The organism is Acidovorax sp. Root70 (assembly GCF_001428225.1).
Taxonomy (GTDB): Bacteria; Pseudomonadota; Gammaproteobacteria; order Burkholderiales; family Burkholderiaceae_C; genus Acidovorax.
Genome location: NZ_LMHQ01000012.1, coordinates 179,893 through 199,950, shown reverse-complemented (window position 1 = coordinate 199,950; position 20,058 = coordinate 179,893). Strand labels below are relative to the sequence as shown.

At 61.7% G+C, this 20,058-nt stretch carries 19 protein-coding genes and 3 tRNA genes; 14 read left to right on the top strand and 8 right to left on the bottom strand.

Annotated features, from left to right (window positions below; all coding sequences use genetic code 11):
- Positions 1-52 precede the first annotated feature (52 nt).
- The 4 genes from greB to hrcA form a co-directional block, all read right to left on the bottom strand.
- Positions 53-619 carry a transcription elongation factor GreB gene (gene greB / locus ASD94_RS08530; protein ID WP_056641292.1) on the bottom strand — a complete coding sequence of 189 codons (567 nt, stop codon included), beginning with the start codon at positions 617-619 and terminating at the stop codon, positions 53-55.
- Between the two features lie 79 nt (positions 620-698).
- A tRNA-Arg gene (locus tag ASD94_RS08525) sits at positions 699-775 on the bottom strand.
- 204 nt (positions 776-979) lie between these two features.
- Positions 980-1,056: transfer RNA gene (locus ASD94_RS08520), tRNA-Ile, on the bottom strand.
- A gap of 51 nt (positions 1,057-1,107) precedes the next feature.
- A complete protein-coding gene (hrcA, locus tag ASD94_RS08515; RefSeq protein ID WP_056641290.1) occupies positions 1,108-2,112 on the bottom strand; it encodes a heat-inducible transcriptional repressor HrcA in 1,005 nt (334 codons plus the stop codon).
- Positions 2,113-2,140: 28 nt separating this feature from the next.
- Here hrcA and ASD94_RS08510 point away from each other — a divergent pair, with 28 nt between their 5' ends.
- The 3 genes from ASD94_RS08510 to rapZ are packed head-to-tail and all read left to right on the top strand — an operon-like array spanning position 2,141 to position 5,612.
- The gene (locus tag ASD94_RS08510; protein WP_056641289.1) at positions 2,141-3,037 is read left to right on the top strand and encodes an NAD kinase; all 897 of its coding nucleotides are present in this window, start codon (positions 2,141-2,143) and stop codon (positions 3,035-3,037) included.
- Positions 3,038-3,039: 2 nt separating this feature from the next.
- Positions 3,040-4,749: a DNA repair protein RecN gene (gene recN / locus ASD94_RS08505; RefSeq protein WP_056641285.1), complete on the top strand. Its 1,710-nt coding sequence runs from the start codon at positions 3,040-3,042 to the stop codon at positions 4,747-4,749.
- Positions 4,749-5,612, top strand: coding sequence for an RNase adapter RapZ (gene rapZ / locus ASD94_RS08500; RefSeq protein WP_056641283.1), 864 nt, complete (start codon positions 4,749-4,751; stop codon positions 5,610-5,612). The genes recN and rapZ overlap by 1 nt, the downstream gene beginning before the upstream one ends.
- A gap of 111 nt (positions 5,613-5,723) precedes the next feature.
- Here rapZ and mutY read toward each other — a convergent pair whose 3' ends face one another.
- The 3 genes from mutY to mutM all read right to left on the bottom strand — a co-directional run bounded on the left by mutY (position 5,724) and on the right by mutM (position 9,674).
- Complete coding sequence (gene mutY, locus ASD94_RS08495) at positions 5,724-6,800, bottom strand: A/G-specific adenine glycosylase (RefSeq protein ID WP_056641279.1); 1,077 nt, start codon at positions 6,798-6,800, stop codon at positions 5,724-5,726.
- Positions 6,797-8,758, bottom strand: coding sequence for a dynamin family protein (locus tag ASD94_RS08490; RefSeq protein ID WP_056641275.1), 1,962 nt, complete (start codon positions 8,756-8,758; stop codon positions 6,797-6,799). Before ASD94_RS08490 ends, mutY begins: the two co-directional genes overlap by 4 nt.
- Before the next feature lie 100 nt (positions 8,759-8,858).
- A complete protein-coding gene (gene mutM, locus ASD94_RS08485) occupies positions 8,859-9,674 on the bottom strand; it encodes a bifunctional DNA-formamidopyrimidine glycosylase/DNA-(apurinic or apyrimidinic site) lyase (protein ID WP_056641271.1) in 816 nt (271 codons plus the stop codon).
- Between the two features lie 29 nt (positions 9,675-9,703).
- Between mutM and ASD94_RS08480 the strand changes: the two genes are divergently transcribed.
- The 7 genes from ASD94_RS08480 (at position 9,704) to pth (ending at position 15,678) form a co-directional block, all read left to right on the top strand.
- A complete protein-coding gene (locus ASD94_RS08480) occupies positions 9,704-11,482 on the top strand; it encodes a tetratricopeptide repeat protein (protein WP_056641268.1) in 1,779 nt (592 codons plus the stop codon).
- A 110-nt stretch (positions 11,483-11,592) separates the two neighbouring features.
- Positions 11,593-12,009, top strand: a complete 417-nt coding sequence (locus ASD94_RS08475; protein WP_233247271.1) for a lipoprotein insertase outer membrane protein LolB — start codon at positions 11,593-11,595, stop codon at positions 12,007-12,009.
- A 76-nt stretch (positions 12,010-12,085) separates the two neighbouring features.
- Complete coding sequence (gene ispE / locus ASD94_RS08470; RefSeq protein ID WP_056641264.1) at positions 12,086-12,943, top strand: 4-(cytidine 5'-diphospho)-2-C-methyl-D-erythritol kinase; 858 nt, start codon at positions 12,086-12,088, stop codon at positions 12,941-12,943.
- Between the two features lie 30 nt (positions 12,944-12,973).
- A tRNA-Gln gene (locus ASD94_RS08465) sits at positions 12,974-13,050 on the top strand.
- A gap of 46 nt (positions 13,051-13,096) precedes the next feature.
- The gene (locus ASD94_RS08460) at positions 13,097-14,071 is read left to right on the top strand and encodes a ribose-phosphate pyrophosphokinase (RefSeq protein WP_015012772.1); all 975 of its coding nucleotides are present in this window, start codon (positions 13,097-13,099) and stop codon (positions 14,069-14,071) included.
- 160 nt (positions 14,072-14,231) lie between these two features.
- On the top strand, positions 14,232-14,867 hold the full coding sequence (locus ASD94_RS08455) for a 50S ribosomal protein L25/general stress protein Ctc (protein WP_056641261.1): 636 nt from the start codon (positions 14,232-14,234) through the stop codon (positions 14,865-14,867).
- A gap of 202 nt (positions 14,868-15,069) precedes the next feature.
- Positions 15,070-15,678, top strand: coding sequence for an aminoacyl-tRNA hydrolase (pth, locus tag ASD94_RS08450; protein ID WP_056641258.1), 609 nt, complete (start codon positions 15,070-15,072; stop codon positions 15,676-15,678).
- A 101-nt stretch (positions 15,679-15,779) separates the two neighbouring features.
- Here the strand turns inward: pth and ASD94_RS08445 are convergent, their stop codons facing one another.
- Positions 15,780-16,037, bottom strand: a complete 258-nt coding sequence (locus ASD94_RS08445) for a YfhL family 4Fe-4S dicluster ferredoxin (RefSeq protein ID WP_056641255.1) — start codon at positions 16,035-16,037, stop codon at positions 15,780-15,782.
- A 208-nt stretch (positions 16,038-16,245) separates the two neighbouring features.
- Here ASD94_RS08445 and ASD94_RS08440 point away from each other — a divergent pair, with 208 nt between their 5' ends.
- The 4 genes from ASD94_RS08440 to ASD94_RS08425 are packed head-to-tail and all read left to right on the top strand — an operon-like array spanning position 16,246 to position 20,054.
- Entirely contained in the window at positions 16,246-17,208 is a 963-nt protein-coding gene (locus ASD94_RS08440) for an ABC transporter permease (RefSeq protein ID WP_056641252.1), read from the top strand.
- A 7-nt stretch (positions 17,209-17,215) separates the two neighbouring features.
- Positions 17,216-18,094 (top strand): ABC transporter permease, encoded by an 879-nt coding sequence (locus ASD94_RS08435; protein ID WP_056641249.1) that lies wholly within the window; start codon positions 17,216-17,218, stop codon positions 18,092-18,094.
- 29 nt (positions 18,095-18,123) lie between these two features.
- Positions 18,124-19,161 carry an ABC transporter ATP-binding protein gene (locus tag ASD94_RS08430; protein ID WP_056641246.1) on the top strand — a complete coding sequence of 346 codons (1,038 nt, stop codon included), beginning with the start codon at positions 18,124-18,126 and terminating at the stop codon, positions 19,159-19,161.
- Positions 19,158-20,054 (top strand): ATP-binding cassette domain-containing protein, encoded by an 897-nt coding sequence (locus tag ASD94_RS08425; protein ID WP_056641243.1) that lies wholly within the window; start codon positions 19,158-19,160, stop codon positions 20,052-20,054. Before ASD94_RS08430 ends, ASD94_RS08425 begins: the two co-directional genes overlap by 4 nt.
- The last annotated feature ends 4 nt before the right edge of the window (positions 20,055-20,058 follow it).

The window sequence follows — 20,058 nt, the reverse complement described above, 5'->3', positions numbered from 1 at the left end:
GTTCTGAGGGTTCTACAACTGGCACGCAGGCCTCTGCTTGTGCGCAAACAGGTTATGCAGCGGCACTCCGAGGTGGGTACTGCACGCCTACCACCTCCAAATGGCGCACTCCACCCGGCGTGGGCAGCTGTACCTCATCCCCAACGCGAGCCTTCAACAGAGCCCGCGCCACAGGCGAAATCCAGCTGACTTGACCCATACGGCTGTCGGCCTCGTCGATGCCCATGATGGTGATTGTGCGTTCACCGTCCTCGTCATCGGAGTAGGTGACGGTGGCTCCAAAGAAGACCTGTTCACTGCCGGCATGCAAACTGGGGTCCACCACTTCAGCAATCTCCAGGCGCTTGGTCAAAAAACGGATGCGCCGATCAATTTCGCGCAGGCGCTTCTTGCCATAGAGGTAGTCGCCGTTTTCAGACCGGTCTCCGTTGCTGGCCGCCCAGTGCACCACATCCACGATCTTCGGCCGCTCGTTGTCGATGAGATCCAACAGCTCTGTCCTCAGGCGCGCATAGCCTGACGGAGTGATGTAGTTTTTGCCGCCAGGCGGCAAAGGAGGCAGTGCCAATCCTTCGTCATCGTCGGCACTGTCGGTTTCCTTGGTAAAAGCCTTGCTCATCGCCAGAACTCTCCAATCGGCGCACTGCGCGTGGACAAATGAAAAAGCCTGCAATCTTGCGATTGCAGGCTTTAAACATTGGTGCGGCTGGCAGGAATCGAACCCACGACCCCTTGGTTCGTAGCCAAGTACTCTATCCAGCTGAGCTACAGCCGCTAAGCTTTGAATTATAGCATGATTTTTTGGTCTCCCTCGAAATCTGCTTGTTTGTTGTTTGCCGCCTCTTAGCAAGGCATTCGAACAACTCATCATTCAGCGCAAGCCACAATTGTAATGCACGCTGAAGGCTCCAAAAACAAACTGCGCGATTCGGATTGAAAAAATGCGTTTGTTGTTGATACCTCGTCCAGCAAACGAGGGTGGTAGGGCGTGTTGGACTTGAACCAACGACCAAAGGATTATGAGTCCTCTGCTCTAACCAACTGAGCTAACGCCCCAAGCCATGCTCCAGCGCCATACAACGGGGCAAGCGCCGTATTGTAGGGCGTTTACTTGCGGTGGCTGAGGGCGTTGGAGACCAGCTTGGAAGTGATGTCCACAATCTGGATCATGCGGTCGTAGGGCATGCGCGTGGGGCCTATTACACCCAGCGTTCCCACCACCTTTCCATCGACCTCGTAGGGCGAGCTCACGATCGAAAGCTCCTCAAATGGCACCACTTGGCTCTCTCCACCGATGTAGATGCGCACACCTTCCGCCTGGCTGGAAATGTCCAGAAGGCGAAGAATCTGTGTCTTCTGCTCGAACAGGTCAAAAGCCCTGCGCAGATTACCCATGTCGCTGGAGAAGTCGCTGACTGACAGAAGGTTGCGTTCGCCAGAGATCACCACCTCGTCCTGCGCTTCTGAAAGCGCCTCAGAACCCACGTTGACCGCAGCCTGCATGAGCGATGCGATCTCCCCACGCAACACATCGACCTCGGACTTCAAGCGCTCTCGCACCTGCTCCATCGCAAGCCCCGCGTAGTGTGCATTCAGAAAGTTGGAAGCCTCTATCAGTTGAGACTGCGAATAGTCCACCTCGGTAAAAATCACGCGATTCTGGACGTCGCCCTCAGGGGACACGATGATGACCAGAAACCGCTTTTCAGAGAGTCGCAGAAACTCGATGTGCCGAAATACCGAGGTACGCCGAGGTGCCATCACCACACCGACGAACTGGGAGAGGCTGGATAGAAGCTGCGCAGCGTTTGCAATGACCTTTTGTGGCTGTTCTGCGGCCAGTTGTGGTGGCATCACAGACTCTCGCTGCACTGTCAACATGGTGTCCACAAACAACCGGTACCCGCGCGCAGTAGGGATGCGACCTGCAGAAGTGTGCGGACTTGCAATCAGTCCCAGTTCTTCGAGGTCAGCCATGACATTGCGGATCGTGGCTGGCGACAAATCCAACCCCGACGCACGGGAAAGGGTTCGAGACCCCACGGGTTGCCCATCAGCGATGTAACGCTCGACCAGGGCTTTGAGCAACAACTTGGCACGGTCATCGAGCATGGAATGATTTTAATGATGTAATTTCGCGATGACGTCCAATTTCCGCCATGTCGCACTTATAGGCAAGTATCAGACTTCAGCAGCAGGCACTCCCGGTGACGGCTCTCGCAGGGCTTTGGAAGACATTGCACATTTCTTGGAGCGGCAGGGCTGTGAGGTGGTGCTGGAAGCGGAAACCGCCAGCAACACCGGATTGACACACTACCCATCTCTGAATGTAGACCAGATAGGCGCACGTTGCGATCTGGGACTGGTGGTGGGAGGAGACGGGACGATGCTGGGCATTGGCCGGCGCCTCGCACGTTTCGGGACGCCCCTGATCGGCATCAACCAGGGCCGGCTCGGGTTCATTACGGACATCCCTTTCGACACCTACCAGACCACGTTGCCGCCCATGCTGCGAGGGGCCTACGAAGAAGACCAACGACCTCTGATGCATGCCACCGTTGTACGTGACGAGCGCGTGGTGTTTGAAGCCTTGGCCATGAACGACGTGGTGGTGAACCGAGGGGCCACATCGGGCATGGTGGAGCTGCGCGTTGAAGTGGGTGGGCAGTTTGTGGCTAACCAGAGGGCCGATGGCCTCATCATTGCGTCTCCCACCGGCTCCACGGCATATTCGCTGTCGGCGGGCGGCCCCATGCTTCACCCCTCCATCCCGGGCTGGGTACTGGTTCCGATCGCACCACATACGCTGTCCAACCGTCCCATCGTGCTCTCTGACGCAACGGAAGTAGCTGTGGAAGTGGTGAGCGGGCGCGATGTCAGCGCAAACTTTGACATGCAGTCGCTTGCATCCTTGCTGCATGGCGACCGCATCCTCGTCAAACGGTCAGAGCATCGTGTGCGGTTTCTGCACCCCCAGGGATGGAACTACTTCGCCACACTGCGCAAGAAGCTGCGTTGGAACGAAGGAGGATCCTGAGCATGGCACTGCGACGCATGACCCTGCGGGATTTTGTGATTGTCCAAAAACTGGTGCTTGATCTGCGCAGCGGCTTCACCGTGCTGACGGGCGAGACCGGCGCGGGCAAGTCGATCCTGATCGACGCGTTGCAGCTGGCGTTGGGTGCACGTGCGGATGCGGGGGTGGTGCGTGAGGGGTGCGGCAAGACCGACATTTGCGCAGAATTTGACTGCCCTGCACACGCTCGGTCTTGGCTGGAAGAAGCGGGGTTTGACACAGATGACGGCCTGCTGCTGCGGCGCACAGTAGACACGCAGGGCAAGAGCCGGGCCTGGATCAACGGAACACCCGCGACAGCCTCTCAGTTGCGCGCATTGGGCGAGATGCTTCTTGACATTCACGGTCAGCACGCATGGCAGAGCCTGACCCGCCCGGAGTCAGTACGTGGCCTGCTAGACGCTTTTGCGGGTGTGAACACCCGCGAGACAACGTCGCGCTGGGCGCAATGGCGTGCTGACCTCAAGGCACTGCAACAAGCGCGCGTGGCCCAGTCGACCCTGCAGCAAGAGCGCGAACGCCTGCAATGGCAGATCAGCGAAGTTGACAAACTGGCGCCGGGCGACCTGGAGTGGGAGGAGCTCGATACGCAGCACAAGCGACTCTCCCACGCACAGGCTTTGCTGGATGGGGCGCATGGTGCGCTGCAAGCTCTGCAAGAAGACGAGGCGGACGCCGTCTCTGCACTCACACGCGCGCATGCGTTGCTGCACACACAGGAACACATCGAACCAGAGTTCGCCAATCTGGCCGACATCCTGGCATCGAGTCTGGCGCAGGTGACGGATGTGGTGCATTCACTGCACACGTATCTGCGCCATGCCGACATCGACCCGCAGCGTCTGATAGAACTGGATGAACGCATGTCGCAATGGATGGGATTGGCGCGCCGGTACAAACGCCCACCCGCAGAACTACCGGCTCTGCTTAAAGGCTGGAAAACAGCCATGCGCCAGTTGGATGCCGCTACCGATCTGGACCGACTGCAAGCCAACGAATCAGCAAGTGCCAAAGCGTACCAGGCGGCAGCGCGCGCGCTGTCTTTGGCCCGCGCCAAAGCAGCCCCCAAGCTCTCTGCGTCCATCACGCAGGCAATGCAGGGCCTTGGGATGGAAGGGGGCAAATTCGAGGTATCGGTGACCAAAGCGTCAGAGCCCTCCTCCGACGGGATCGACGACGTGGTGTTTTTGGTGGCAGGGCACCCCGGTATAACTCCCAGGCCCGTCGGCAAAGTGGCGTCTGGCGGTGAGCTGTCGCGCATATCGCTGGCAATCGCCGTCACGACCAGTGAGCTGGGTGCGGCTCCCACCCTCATTTTTGACGAGGTGGACTCCGGCGTGGGTGGAGCGGTCGCAGAGACCGTAGGACGATTGATGCAACAGTTGGGGCGCGACCGCCAGGTGCTGGCCGTGACCCACCTGCCGCAAGTAGCGGCGTGTGCGCATCACCATCTGAAGGTCGTAAAAAACAAAAGCGCCGGAGGCACAACCAGCACGGTACTGATCGTGCAGCAGGACGAGCGCGTTGCAGAGATCGCCCGCATGCTGGGCGGCGAGCGCGCCACCGAGACGACCTTGGCGCACGCCCGAGAAATGCTGGGCGGTGCAGCTCCGATGTCAGCCATGGCACCGCCCGCACCACTCAATTCCGCGACCTTCGTCAGGAAACGCTGATGGCTCTCGAAATCGTCCTCATTACGGGCATGTCGGGCTCTGGAAAGTCCGTCGCCCTGCACGCTCTGGAAGATGCAGGCTACTACTGCGTGGACAACCTCCCGCCCGAGCTACTGCCAGCCTTTGTGGCGCTAGAACACAAGCATCACGGCAACCGTGTGGCCATTGCGGTGGATGTCCGCAGCGCCACTTCTTTGCACCAAGTGCCGCAAGAACTGAATCGCCTGCGTAGCCAAGGCGTGGCCGTGAAATCACTCTTTCTGGATGCCACGATTGACACCCTGGTGCGTCGCTTCTCCGAAACACGTCGCCGCCATCCACTGTCACACGATGATCTCCAGCAGGGACGCAGGGCCCTGGTACAAATCATTGAGCTGGAGCGTGAATTGCTCGCGGAACTGCGCGAGCAGTCGCATGTGATCGACACCAGCACTATCCGCGCCTCGCAGCTGCAAAGCTATGTCAAAGGCCTGATGTCCACGGCACAAGGGCAATTGACACTGGTATTCCAGTCATTTGCTTTCAAACGCGGGATTCCCATGGACGCCGACTATGTCTTCGACGTACGCATGCTGCCGAACCCGCACTATGAAGCCGCACTGCGGGACCTCACCGGGCTGGATCAGCCTGTTGCCGACTTTCTGGACATGCAGCTCGAAGTGGGCCTCATGCGGGTCCATATCGAGCAATTTCTGGCGCACTGGCTGGACATGCTTGATCGCAATCACCGCAGCTACGTCACGGTCGCCATCGGCTGCACCGGCGGGCAGCACCGCTCTGTCTATCTGGTGGAGAAACTGGCACAGGCATTCAGCAATCGATGGACCGCGTTGAAACGGCACCGCGAACTCGATGGGCGCTGACCATTTCTTTTAGCGGCCCACTTGAGGGAGCACCAGCTCTGGCACGCTCGAGGCACATTTACGGGGTGGCTACACAACGCCGCTGTAGGCGGGGTAGCGAACCACACGCGCTCACCAGAGCGTCGATTGCGTGGTGTCCAGCAATTTGCGGATGGGCGCAGGCAACCCCACCGAAGACCACTGATCTGGACTCAGCCACTCCCCGTCTTGCGCAGGAGACCCGCCTTCATCGGTCTGTATCAACAGCGGATGAAGGTGCAGATCCCGGTGCGTCAGCACATGCACAAAGGGCGGCAACTCTTGCTGCACCCACTGCGCGGGGCCACCCAAAGCACCCACGAACGCATCGCGAGACTCCACATCTGTGAACACAGGCACGCAGTGCATTCCCGCCCAGATACCGGTCGAGGGTCGGCGTTGCAGCCAGATCCGGCCTCCGACATCACGCAGAATCACCAATTGCCAGGACTCAGCCCGACGTGCCAGTTTGCGGGTCCTGACCGGATAACGTTCGGGATCACCGTCTTTAAAAGCCACGCAATGGCCTGCCAACGGGCAATCCACACATCGTGGAGCGCGGGGATTACAAAGAGACGCCCCCAGGTCCATCAGGCCCTGGGTATACCGAGGCATCGCTAACGCAAGATCGCCCGCGGGCAATAGCGCCTCCGCGTGGCCCCACAGCAGGCGCTCGTTCTTGGCAGAAGCAAGATCACGATCAAAACCCAGCAGGCGCGTCAGCACCCTGCGCACGTTGGCATCCAGAATGGGTGCGCGCTCCGAAAAACAGAACGCGGCAATCGCGCCCGCCGTCGAGCGCCCGATGCCCGGCAAAGAGGACAACACCGCCACAGTTCGAGGAAATACCCCCCCATGCTCCGCCATGATCTGCTGCGCACAGCGGTGCAAATTGCGCGCCCGGCTGTAGTAACCCAACCCGCTCCACAAGCCCAAAACCTCGTCCTGCGGAGCAGCTGCCAGTGCGCCCACGTCCGGAAATCTGTCCAGAAAACGTGCGTAGTAGTCCAGCACGGTGGTCACCTGGGTCTGCTGCAGCATGATCTCCGACAACCAGACCCGGTACGGATCGCGGGTTTGCTGCCAAGGCAGATGGTTGCGTCCATGCACCGCCTGCCAGGCCACGACGCGCTCGGCCACAGCATCAGCCCCCCCGGAGACACCACTCATGCGGTGACCGGATGTACGTTAGTCAATGCGGGTGCGGCCCTCGGCAGAACCACCAGTTTGGCAGTCAGCTCGTGCAACTTTCGCTCCAATTGACCCAGCTCCTCTTCCCCCGCCTCTATCTCAGAGATACGCTCCACTAATCCGCTGGCGGCCTGCTGTATACGGTCCACTGCTTCCATGCGGCGAGCAAAGCTGCGGCGCCGCTCCCGCAGCTGCGCGTCCAATTGCGCGGTTGCAGACTTGCTCCACAATTCCAGATCATTGGCCGCCGACTCGTACACCGTGCGCAACCGCATGGCCAGCGCGCGCACCAGGCGCTCGGCAAACTCGGGTTGAGCCAGTTTGAGCGCATTGCCCATTCCCAGGTACTGCAAATGGCTCTGCTCGATCTGGTGCAGGTCTTGCGAAAAATGTTCCAACTGCGGCGGCGAAGGTACCTGCAACGAAAACCCGAACTCCGCATTGAGCTGACGAAAGGTTCCGCTCAGCATGGCCTGAATCTCTGTGCCCGAGGCCTGCGCCTTGTCCAGAGTCCCACGCAGCTTGTCAAAGGTCTGGACGTAAACTTTCTTTACTCCCAGCTTGAGCCCCTTTTGCTGCAGTGTCTGCGCCAGTTCGGACAGCTCCACTTTCAATGCCTTGGCGCCCAGCTGCTGGAATACATCGCGCAATAGCTTGAGGTGCACTGCCCGCACCGCCTGGATCTTGGCAGTGCTGAGGTCGAATTCACGCTGCTCCTGCTCAATGCGATGGCGCATGGATTCGATCACCGACGCATTCTTGCCGCGCAGGCTGCGCAGCTCTGCCATCTGGTCATCGAGGTCGCGCCGCCGGATATTGATGACACGCGAAGTTTCTGTGCGCAAGCTGGCCACGCCAGTACCCACTGCAGCGCGCAGTATGGCTTGCCGCCTGCCCATGATGCCTTTGGCCAGGGCCTCTTCCAATGCAGGCAGTCCACTGGTCTCCAGCAAGACATCGTCCGCAGTGATCTTGGCCACCAAGCCTTTTTGCGCGGATACCGGCACCACGCGATCCAGTGAAACGCCAAGCATCTCGGCCGAAGTCACGCACTGCCGCTCCATCTGAGCCTGGACCTGCTCGGCAGTGTTGAGCGTGTCCCAGAGCGTGTCGATCTTGTTCAACACCACCAAACGCGCTTCCATACTCTCGGGCGAGATGGCGAGGTGCTCACGCCAAATTGACAGGTCCGAGCGTGTCACGCCGGTGTCAGCGCTCAGGATGAACACCACGGCATGCGCCTGGGGGATGAGATTGACGGTCAGTTCCGGCTCCGCGCCCACCGCGTTCAGGCCAGGCGTGTCCAGAATCACCAACCCTTGCTTCAGCAGCGGGTGCGGGATATTGATGATGGCATGGCGCCACATGGGCACCTCTACCAAGCCCTGTGCATCGGGCACAGGGTTCTCGTCCGTCAGATCGTCGTGCCAGAAACCCAGCGCGCGAGCGTTGTCCAGGGTGACCTTGCGCACCTCGGCTACTTTCTCCAGGGCTTTGGATATCTGGTCAGCATTGCCGACATCCAGCGGGATTTCCTGCCAACGGTCGGTCTTGACCCGCCACTCGGCCAGACTCTGCATCTGAAGCCTGGTTTCAATGGGCAAGAGCCGCAGGCTGGGTGCGACATTTGCGTCGTACCCCAGCTCGGTAGGGCACATCGTGGTGCGGCCTGCGCTGGCAGGCATGATGCGGCGGCCATAGTCGGCAAAAAAGATCGCGTTGATCAATTCGGACTTGCCGCGTGAGAACTCCGCCACAAATGCCACCATGACCTTGTCGCTGCGGACCTGCTCCTCCAGGCGCTGCAGGCGCTCTTGCACAGCGGCATCCATGAGGTCGTGCGTGGCCATCCAATCGGCCAGTCGCTTGAGCTGCTGGGCGAACTCCCGCCGCCAAGCGCCATGCTGGTCGAACTGTTCGTTGAATGAAGGTCCCACTTTGCTCCCAGAGATCTATGGATGGCCCGCGAGGCAGGTATATACAAAATATAGCATCGACCGTACACCGGGTGTCACGAATCGCGGGTTGGATGGGGCCCTATGGCCGCTGGCACCGGCGGCAGAAGTACGTGCTTCTCTGCCCCTGGCGTAACAGCGCAATGGCCGTTCCGCACGCATTACACGGCAGGCCATCGCGGCCATACACATTTGCCGCCGTCTGAAAGTGACCCGCCATTCCCTCTGCATTGGAAAAATCGCGCAAGGTGCTGCCCCCCATCTTGACCGCTTGGGCCAGCACGGAGCGAATGGCCTGGTGCAGCTTGTGCACTCGCGCGGCGCCGATGCGCGATGCGACGGTGGTAGGGCGGATACCAGCCAGGAAGAGCACCTCGGACGCGTAAATGTTACCGACCCCCACGACCAAACGTCCGCCCAAAAGCAACTGCTTGATGGGCATCCGGCTCTTTTTGAGTCCTGCCTGGAAATCGGAGAGCAAGAACCCCTCCGACAGAGGCTCCATGCCCAGCCCCCCCAGCAACTTGGCAGCCACCGGCGAATGCTCCGCCTGCGCATAAACCACCGCACCAAACCGGCGCGGGTCATGCAGACGCAGCGTCCCCTGGTTGGTGACGAGGTCAAAATGGTCGTGAATGCCGGCTTGCGGCATCCCAGACGCAAAGCGCAGACTTCCCGACATGCCCAGATGCAGGAGCAGCAGGCCTTGGGTCATATCGAGCAACAGATATTTCCCCCGTCGGCGCAATCCGACCACCTGTTGACCCACCAGTATCTGCGGATCACAACCCAGGGGCCAACGCAGGGGCTTGCCCATCACCACCGCCTCAATCCGGGCTCCAGCAATCGCGTCGGCGAAGCTGCGCCGCGTGACTTCCACTTCGGGCAACTCAGGCATACAAACAAGCGGGCAACAGCTTCACAGGCATGGATTATTATGGCCCGATGGTGTTACCTTCCCGCTTTCGTACCGTCGCATTGGCCACCCTGATTGCGGCCGCCGCCCATTCCACCTGGGCACAAAAGCCCAGCGGTGAAAGCCGCCCCGCCAGCCAGGAGCCACCCGTGGCGTCCAACCCCGCGCTGGACGCAGAGCTGTTTTACGAGATTTTTCTGGGCGAGATCAGTGCGCGCACCGGTGATCCGGGTGCGGGTTACGCGTTCATGCTGGAGGCAGCTCGCCGCAGCGCTGACGGTCAGCTCTACCAAAGGGCTGCAGACATTGCGCTGCAGTCACGATCCGGCGAATATGCCCTTGCTGCAGCCCAGGCCTGGAAAGAAGCCTTGCCGCAATCGCGCGAGGCCAACCAATATGTGCTGCAAATTCTGATCGCCCTGAACCGCATTGGCGAGACACCTGATCTGCTGCGCCAGGAACTCGCGCAGGCTTCGCCCCGGTCAAAGGCCTCGGCCCTGACCGCCCTGCCCCAGCTGTACGGACGGGCGAGCGACAAGGCCCTGGCCGCCAAGGTGGTGGAACAAGCCCTGGTGAACGAGCTTACCAACCCCGCCACGGGCCCGGAGGCTTGGGTGTCGCTGGGCCGTTTGAGACTGGCGGCTGGAGACAAGGCGGGCGCTCTGGACGCAGCACGCAGGGCACAGGCCCTCGACAATGCCAGCGAAAGCGCAGCCAGACTGGCGCTGGAACTGATGGACGAAGGTCTTATGGACGCAGAACCCATCGTGACACAAACGCTGTCTAAACAGCCCATCCCGGACCTGCGCATGGCATATGCGAGGGTGTTGCTGGGTTTGCAGCGCTACCCCGAAGCCAGTCGCCAGCTGGAAACCGTCACCAAGGAAAAACCTGATCTGGTGGAAGCTTGGCTGGTGGTTGCCACCTTGCAATACCAAGACAACCGGTTGCCTGCCGCAGAGGCGTCGCTGCAGCGGTTCATGGAACTTGCATCGGCGTCTGCGGATGCCGACCTGCGGCAAAAGAGCCTCACACAGGCATACCTGCTTCACGCTCAGATTGCAGAGAAAAAGAAAGACTTTGCCGGTGCGGAAGCATGGCTCGCGCGCATCGATAACGCCGAAGAAGTGTTTGGCGCTCAGACGCGCCGTGCGTCCCTGCTGGCACGTCAGGGCAAGCTGGCGCAGGCCCGCGCTCTTTTGCGCAACCTGCCCGGCAACTCGGCGGAAAGCCAACGGATGAAATTGATGGCGGAGGTCCAACTGCTGCGCGACCAGCGCCTGTACCCAGAGGCCTACAAAGTGCAGGTCGAACTGGTGGCCTTGGCGCCGGACGATGCCGAGCTGGTCTACGACCAGGCCATGCTGGCCGAAAAGGCGGGCCAGCCCGACACCATGGAAAAGCTGCTGCGGCAGGTGATCGCGCGTCAGCCGCAATATCACCACGCCTATAACGCCCTTGGCTATTCGCTGGCGGACCGCGGTGTGAAGCTGGATGAGGCAAAGCAGCTCATCCTGAAGGCGCTCGAATTTGCGCCCAATGACCCCTTCATCATGGACAGCCTCGGCTGGGTGGAGTTTCGCCTTGGTAACAAGGCAGACGCTCGTAAACACCTTGAAGCGGCATTCAAGGCCCGGCCCGATGTAGAGATTGCGGCTCATCTGGGCGAGGTGTTGTGGAGCATGGGCGACAAGGACGGTGCGACCCGGGTGTGGAAGGAAGGGCAGCGCGCCAGCCCCGACAACGACACCCTCAAAGAGACGTTGAAGCGCCTCGGAGCCGCCCTCTGATGCCAGGCTTTTTCAGCGCCAGTCCAAGCGCTCCGCAGCAGACTCTTTCTCGCGGATGGGCCTGGTGGCTGGTAGTGTGTGCTCTGTGGCTCGCAGGCTGCGCGCAGCCTGTGACCCAGGTCTCCGTCGGGGAAGACAGCTGGAATGGGCGCATTGCCTTGCAGATCGACGGGCAGGCGTCACAATCTTTTTCTGCCCTGTTTGAACTGCGTGGCACGCCCCAGACGGGTGGGCTGGTTTTGCTCAGTCCCTTCGGCAATCGCATTGCACAACTCGACTGGAAAGACGGCCACGCGCAGCTGCTCAGCGGCCAAGACACCCGCACCTCGGATTCGCTGGATGGACTGCTCCAGGACGTGACAGGCACCCGCATTCCTGTGACTGCCCTGTTCAGCTGGCTCAAGGGCATCCAGGCCAGTGCCACCGGGTGGCAAGCGGACCTCACCGGCATTGCCGATGGACGATTGACGGCACGCCGCAGTGATCCAGAGCCTATAGCGACCTTGCGCATTGCTTTGACGCCCTGAAGGCCCACAGACTGCGGAAGCCGGCAGGTCCGGTCGCACAGCAAATCCCGCGCTTCAGCTCACTCTTTTGCCCTCCATGCAAGCTCTGTATGACGTGCCGGCACCGGCCAAACTCAATCTCTTTCTGCACATCACCGGGCGGCGCTCCGATGGCTACCACCTGCTGCAGTCCGTTTTCATGCTCATGGACTGGTGCGACACCCTGCATTTCGAACGCAGAGCAGATGGACTGATTTCGCGGGAAGACCTTTCCACAGCGCTGCCAGAAGTCGACCTGTCGATTCGCGCAGCCCGTGCGCTGCAGGCCGCTACGGGCTGCCGTGAGGGCGCGCATATCGGACTGCTGAAGCGCGTGCCCGCGCAGGCAGGCATGGGGGGAGGCTCGTCAGATGCGGCCACCACGCTCCTGGCTTTGAACCGGTTGTGGGGTCTGAGCCTGTCCCGGCATGCACTGGCAAAGATCGGTTTGCAGCTCGGCGCAGACGTGCCGTTTTTTTTATGCGGTCACAACGCTTGGGTGGAGGGAATTGGTGAGACAATCACGCCGCTTGAGAAAGCGCACCAGCTGCCGCAAGCGAGCTTCGTGATCGTGAAGCCCGCAGCAGGTTTGGAGACAAAAGAAATTTTTTCGTCACCAAGTTTGAAACGCGATTCAGATAGTGCTACAATCTTAGGCTTTGCTGCAGCACACTTTGACTTCGGTCGAAACGACTTGCAGCCCGTTGCTCAGGCACTTTGCCCCGATGTTTCGCAAGCCATTGAATGGTTCAAGAAGCGCGGCCTCAAAGGCAGGATGACAGGCTCAGGCAGTGCAGTGTTTGCACAAGAATCACACGCAGTCGATCTGAGCGAAGTCCCTGAGGGCTGGCAAGTGAAGACGTGTGAGAATCTGATGGTTCATCCTCTGGCAGGCTGGGCATCAGGAAGAATTTAAGGTTGGTTGCCTTCGGCAATTGACCTGTGTAGGGGAGTCGCCAAGCTGGTTAAGGCACCGGATTTTGATTCCGGCATGCGAAGGTTCGAATCCTTCTTCCCCTGCCAAACGCTTTCCGCGTACGGGCTTTTTTTTCAGACTGCTGGGACGCTCATGCAAGCCAACCACCCCGACTTCATGGTTTTCACCGGCAATGCCAATCCTGGCATGGCGGCTGAAATTGCCCAACACCTCGGCACCACCCTCGGTGCGGCTGACGTGGGTCGTTTCTCTGACGGTGAAGTCACCGTCGAAATCAAGCAAAACGTGCGTGCACGTGACGTTTTCGTGGTGCAGTCCACCTGCGCACCCACCAACGAAAACCTCATGGAACTGCTGATCATGGTCGATGCGCTCAAGCGCGCGTCGGCTGAGCGCATCAGCGCCGTGATCCCCTATTTCGGTTACGCCCGCCAGGACCGCCGCCCCCGTTCTACCCGTGTGCCTATCACGGCCAAGGTGGTGGCCAACATGCTGCAAGCCGTGGGCGTGGCCCGCGTGCTGACCATGGACCTGCACGCCGACCAGATCCAAGGGTTCTTCGACATCCCCGTGGACAACATCTACGCGTCGCCGGTGCTGCTGGGCGACCTGCGCCAGAAGAACTACGAAGACCTGATCGTCGTCTCCCCCGACGTGGGCGGCGTGGTGCGTGCCCGTGCACTGGCCAAGCAACTGGGCTGCGACCTGGCGATCATCGACAAACGCCGCCCCAAGGCCAACGTGTCGGAAGTCATGCACGTGATCGGAGAAATCGAAGGCCGCAACTGCGTGATCATGGACGACATGATCGATACCGCCGGCACGCTGGTGAAGGCTGCCGAAGTGCTCAAGGAGCGTGGCGCCAAGAGCGTGTACGCCTATTGCACGCACCCCATTTTTTCGGGTCCTGCCATCGAACGCATCGCCAAGGGCACAGCCCTCGATGAAGTCGTGGTGACCAACACCATCCCGCTGAGCGACAACGCCAAGGGATGTTCCAAGATTCGCCAACTCTCCGTGGCCCCGCTGATCGCCGAAACGATCCAGCGCATTGCCAAGGGTGAGTCGGTCATGAGTCTGTTCTCGGACCAGGACAACCTGTTCTGACGCGCTCCCCCGGGAGCGTTGCAGTCGGATTGCACGCAGGCCTCCTTCGGGAGGCTTGTCTCTTCGAGAGCAATGCGCAGGCCTGCCGCCACAGTGGCGTCACAGGTCTTTTTTAATCGGGATATGACTGGTCGCGGTCTGTCCTTTTCAGGAGCTAACTATGAACTTCGTCGCTTTTGAGCGCGCCAAGCAGGGTACGGGTGCGAGCCGCCGTCTGCGTAATTCGGGCAAGACGCCTGGCATCGTGTACGGTGGTGCTGCCGAGCCCCAACTGATCGAGGTGGACCACAACGCTCTGTGGCACGCCCTCAAGAAGGAAGCTTTCCACTCCAGCGTGCTGGACATGGAAGTGGCTGGCGCAACCTCCAAGGTCGTGCTGCGTGACGTGCAATACCACCCCTACAAGCAACTGGTGCTGCACATCGACTTCCAACGCGTGGATGACAAGACCAAGCTGCACCTGAAGGTGCCGCTGCACTACAGCGGTGCAGAAGAGTCCAACGCCGTCAAGGTGGACAAGTGCATGGTCAACCCGATCGTGAACGAACTGGACGTGACCTGCATGCCTTCGGACCTGCCCGAATTCATCGCTGTGGACCTGTCCAAGCTGGAAAAGGGCGCTTCCCTGCACCTGAAGGACATCAAGCTGCCCAAGGGCGTGGTGGCCAAGGTCCGTGGCGGCCAAAACAACAACCCCGTGCTGGTGTCTGTTGTGCCTCCAGTCGTGGTCGTTGAGACCCCTGCTGACGCCGCTCCTGCTGCCGACGCCAAGGGCAAGGGCAAGGGCAAGAAGTAATTCGTCGGTCAAAGACCCCGATCACTTCACCCGGTCAACCCGCTTTGCGGTGTTGACCACGAAACGGCCCACCTTGCGTGGGCCGTTTTCATTGGTGCGGCGCATCTCGCAAACTGCACAGCCCACTTCCTGAACACGTCTTCAGCAGCGGCGCAGTCATCCCGACGGCCTGACCCCATCCCAGCCACCGATAATCCCGCACATGATCAAGCTGTTTGTAGGCCTGGGAAACCCCGGGCCGGACTACGAGGACACGCGGCACAACGCCGGCTTCTGGTGGATTGATGCCCTGGCGCGCGAACTCAAGGCCACGCTGGTGCCCGAGCGCAGTTATCACGGCCTGATGGCACGCACCACGGTGCATGGTCAGAACGTGTGGCTGCTGGAGCCGCAGACCTTCATGAACCTCTCGGGCAAGTCGGTGGCATCGCTCGCGCGCTTTTTCAAGATCCTGCCCGAGGAAATCCTGGTGGTGCACGACGAACTGGACATTGCCCCCGGGCAGGTCAAGCTCAAGCGCGGCGGCAGCCATGCCGGGCACAACGGCCTGCGCGACATCCACGGACAATTGGGCTCGCCCGACTACTGGCGCTTGCGCATCGGCATCGGCCATCCGGGCGTCAAAAGCGAAGTGGCCAACTGGGTGCTCAAGAAACCGTCGCCAGACCAGCGCACGCTGATTGAGGACAGCATCGCCCACTCGCTCAAGGCCTACCCGGCCCTGCTGGCGGGGGACATGGAAAAAGCTACGCTGCTCATCCACACCACCAAACCGCCCCGCCCCAAGCCTCCTCGGCCCATGGAGGATTGACGGGCCACCAACCCGTCCAGCCGTTGCGCAGCGGATTTTGCTATTTATTCAATAGCAATCAAGGCATGATCCATCAGCACAAGCGGCTGATTTGATTCAAACTATATCGGCGTAGACGCCTGCAACCGCTGAAACTTCTGCCAGAGGGTTTCGCGGTTTTCCACGTGCTGCGGGTTCACGGGGATGCAGGCCACAGGGCACACCTGCACACACTGGGGCTCGTCGAAATGCCCTACACATTCCGTGCACTTGTTCGGGTCGATTTCGTAGATCTCCTGCCCCAGATAGATCGCCTGGTTGGGGCATTCGGGCTCGCACACATCGCAGTTGATGCACTCGTCCGTGATCATCAGCGCCATACGGCCTCCCAGGGCGCGGGGCCAAAAACAGTGGCAAAGGGGCAAACGGCGCAGTTCATGCTCCGTATTATCCCGCGCCGGTGGCATGTGCCTTGCATGCCACACTGCAACCCACCACTGCTGACGGGGACGTTTTTCCCGCTATGCTGTGTATACACATTAATTTTGACGCCCTCGCGTCTGATCCACTTCCCCACGCACCCCACCCATGGGCCTGTTTTTTCTCAAGCGGTTTGTCACCCTCCTGGCCACGTTGATTGGCGCCTCCATCGTCGTGTTTCTGGTGCTGGAAATTCTGCCGGGCAACGCCGCGCAGATTCTCATGGGCCCCGATGCCTCGCCCGACGCGGTTGCGGCTCTGGCCACCAAGCTGGGGCTGGACCAGCCCGCCAGCCTGCGCTACTGGCAATGGGTGAGCGGCCTGGTGGTGGGCAACATGGGCGAGAGCTACGCCTACAGCTCCCCCGTGCTCGACCTGGTGCTGGAGCGCCTGGCGCTCACCGTGCCGTTGGCCCTGATGGCGATGGTGATCACCACGGTGCTGGCGCTGGCCGCTGGTGTGTACGCCGCGGCACGCCACAACAAACTGGGCGATGTGGGCGTGATGGGCCTGGCCCAGATCGGCATTGCCATCCCCAATTTCTGGTTCGCCATCCTGCTGATCCTGCTGTTCTCGGTGAAGCTCCAGTGGTTCTCGGCCGGTGGCTTTCCGGGCTGGACCGAAGACGCGGGTGGCAGCCCGCTCGAAGCCCTCAAGGCCCTGCTGCTGCCCGCCATTGCGCTGGCCGTGGTGCAGGCGGCCATCCTGGCGCGCATTACCCGCTCGGCCGTGCTGGAGGTGCTGCGTGAAGACTTTGTGCGCACCGCGCGTGCCAAGGGCCTGACGCAGCGCGCCGCGCTGTGGGGCCATGTGCTGCGCAACGCGATGATCCCGGTGGTCACGGTGATGGGGCTGCAATTCGCCAACCTGCTGGCGGGCACCATCGTGGTGGAAAACGTGTTCTACCTGCCGGGCCTCGGGCGCCTCATCTTCCAGTCCATCTCCAACCGCGACCTGATCGTGGTGCGCAACTGCGTGATGCTGCTCGCTGCCATGGTGGTCATCGTGAACTTCGTCGTGGACCTCCTCTACGCCGTGATCGACCCCCGCGTGAAGGCCTCCGACATCTGATCCCCCCATGAGCGCCGCCGTTTCCACCCCCTCCTCCTCCATGCCCTCCGCCCCCGGCTGGCTGCACCGCGCTCTGCACCACCGCAGTTTTGTCATCGGTGCCGTGTTGTCGGCGCTGCTGATCCTGGCTGCCCTGCTCTCTTTCGTCTGGACGCCCTGGTCGCCCTACGAGATGGACTTGGCGAACAAGCTGGCGAGCCCGTCTGCAAAGCACTGGCTGGGCACCGATGCCTTTGGCCGCGACGTGGCCTCCCTGTTGCTGGTGGGCGCCCGCAACTCCATCCTGGTGGGCGTGATCGCCGTGGGCATCGGCCTCACCATCGGCACGGCCCTGGGCCTGCTGGCCGCCGCCAAACGCGGCTGGGTGGAAGAGCTCATCATGCGACTGGCGGACTTCACCTTCGCCTTCCCGGCCATCCTCTCCGCCATCATGCTGACCGCCGTGTTCGGCGCGGGCATTGTCAATTCGATCATTGCGATCGGTATCTTCAACATCCCGACGTTCGCACGCGTCACCCGTGCATCGGCCAACGCTGTGTGGTCGCGCGAATACATCCTGGCCTCGCGCGCCTGCGGCAAGGGCAGCTGGCGCATCACGATCGAGCACGTGCTGCCCAACATCCTGTCGGTGCTCATCGTGCAGGCCACCATCCAGTTCGCCATCGCCATCCTGGCCGAGGCGGCCCTTTCGTACCTGGGCCTGGGCACCCAGCCGCCCCAGCCCTCCTGGGGCCGCATGCTCAGCGAAGCGCAGACGCTGATGTTCCAGGCCCCGTTGCTGGCCGTGTGGCCCGGCGTGGCGATTGCGCTGGCCGTGCTGGGCCTGAACCTGCTGGGCGATGGCCTGCGCGACCTCCTAGATCCCCGCCTCTCGCGCAAGCGTTGACCCCGCCAAAAAGCCTTCCAGACCCCACGATGTCTCTGTTAGAAGTCTCCAACCTCCGCATCCGCCTGCAGACGCACCGGGGCCCCGCCGACGCCGTGCGCGGCGTGAGCTTTTCGCTGGCGCGCGGTGAAACCCTGGGCCTGATCGGTGAATCGGGCTGTGGCAAGTCCATCACGGCCATGTCGCTCATGGGCCTGCTGCCTGACAGCGCACAGGTCACCGGCAGCATCCGCTTCGACGGGCAAGAGCTGGTGGGCCGCACCGATGCGCAGATGTGCCAGATGCGCGGCAACCGCATTGGCATGGTGTTCCAGGAGCCCATGACGGCCCTGAACCCCGTGCACACCATCGGCCGCCAGGTGGCAGAGCCTCTGCGCCTGCACCGGGGCATGAGTGCAGCAGCCGCACGCACCGAAGCGATTGGCCTGCTGGACCGCGTGGGCATCCCCAACTCCGCACAGCGTTTTGATGCCTATCCGCACCAGTTCTCGGGCGGGCAGCGCCAGCGCATCACCATTGCGATGGCGCTGGCGTGCGGGCCCGACCTGCTGATTGCCGACGAGCCCACCACGGCGCTGGATGTGACCATCCAGCAGCAGATTCTGGACCTCATCAGCGACCTGGTGGCCGAGCGCAACATGGCGCTCATCCTCATCTCGCACGACCTGGGCGTGATCTCGCAGAACGTGGACCGCATGATGGTCATGTACGGCGGCAGCGTGGTCGAAAGCGGCTCCACCGCCTCGGTCTTCTCGGCCATGGCGCACCCCTACACACGCGGCTTATTCGCCGCCCGGCCCCACCTGGGTGCCGTGCACGCGCCCGGCCAGCGCCCGCGCCTGTCCACCATTCCGGGCACGGTGCCCGAGCTGGTGGACCTGCCCGCAGGCTGCCCTTTTGCGGGGCGCTGCAGCTACACGGTGGATGACTGCCACCACAAACAACCCGAGGCCACCCTGGTGGCCACCGATGCCGACGGCGACCACCTGGTGCGCTGCCTGCGGCGCGAGGCCATTGCCGAGGCGCAGAGTGCGAACGTGGTGAACACCATCGAGGTGGCCGCATGACCCAGGCACCCCACCTCACTTCAGTCCAGACCACCGCGCCGCTGCTCCAGGTGACGGACCTAGTGCGCGAATACACCCTGCCCCGCGAGCACCTGTTCCGCCCGCCGGGCAAGGTGCATGCGCTCAACGGCGTGAACTTCTCGATTGCCGCAGGCCGCAGCCTCGGCATCGTCGGCGAATCGGGCTCGGGCAAGTCCACCCTGGCACGGCTGGTGATGGCGCTCGATGCGCCCACCGCAGGCACGGTGGAGCTGCAGGGCCGCAACCTGCACCAGCTGCCCGCCGAGCAACTGCGCCAGGCGCGGCGCGACTTTCAGATGGTGTTCCAGGACCCCTACGGGTCGCTGGACCCGCGCCAGACGGTGGAACGCATCGTGACCGAGCCGCTGCAGGCGCAGGGCCAGACCACACGCGCCGAGCAGCGCGAGCAGGCCGCCCAGGTGCTGTCGCAGGTGGGCCTGCGCACCAACGACCTGGGCAAGTACCCGCACGAATTTTCTGGCGGCCAGCGCCAGCGCATTGCGATTGCACGCGCCCTCATCACCCGGCCTCGCCTCATCGTGGCCGACGAACCCGTGAGCGCGCTCGACGTGTCGGTGCAGGCCCAGGTGCTCAACCTGATGCAGGACCTGCAGCAGCAGTTCGGCATCACCTACATGCTGATCAGCCACGACCTCGCGGTGGTCAACCATCTGTGCGACGAGGTGGTGGTGCTGTACCAGGGCCGCATCGTGGAGCGCGGCTCACCCGCCGAGCTGTTCCGCAATGCACAGCACCCCTACACGCAGTCGCTGGTGGGCGCCGTGCCCCAGGTGTTGCCCGGCCGCGCGCGGGCGCGCCGTGCGGCAGCCGCTGCGGCTGCAGCTTCTGCCGCAACGGCAAAAACCGCATAACCAC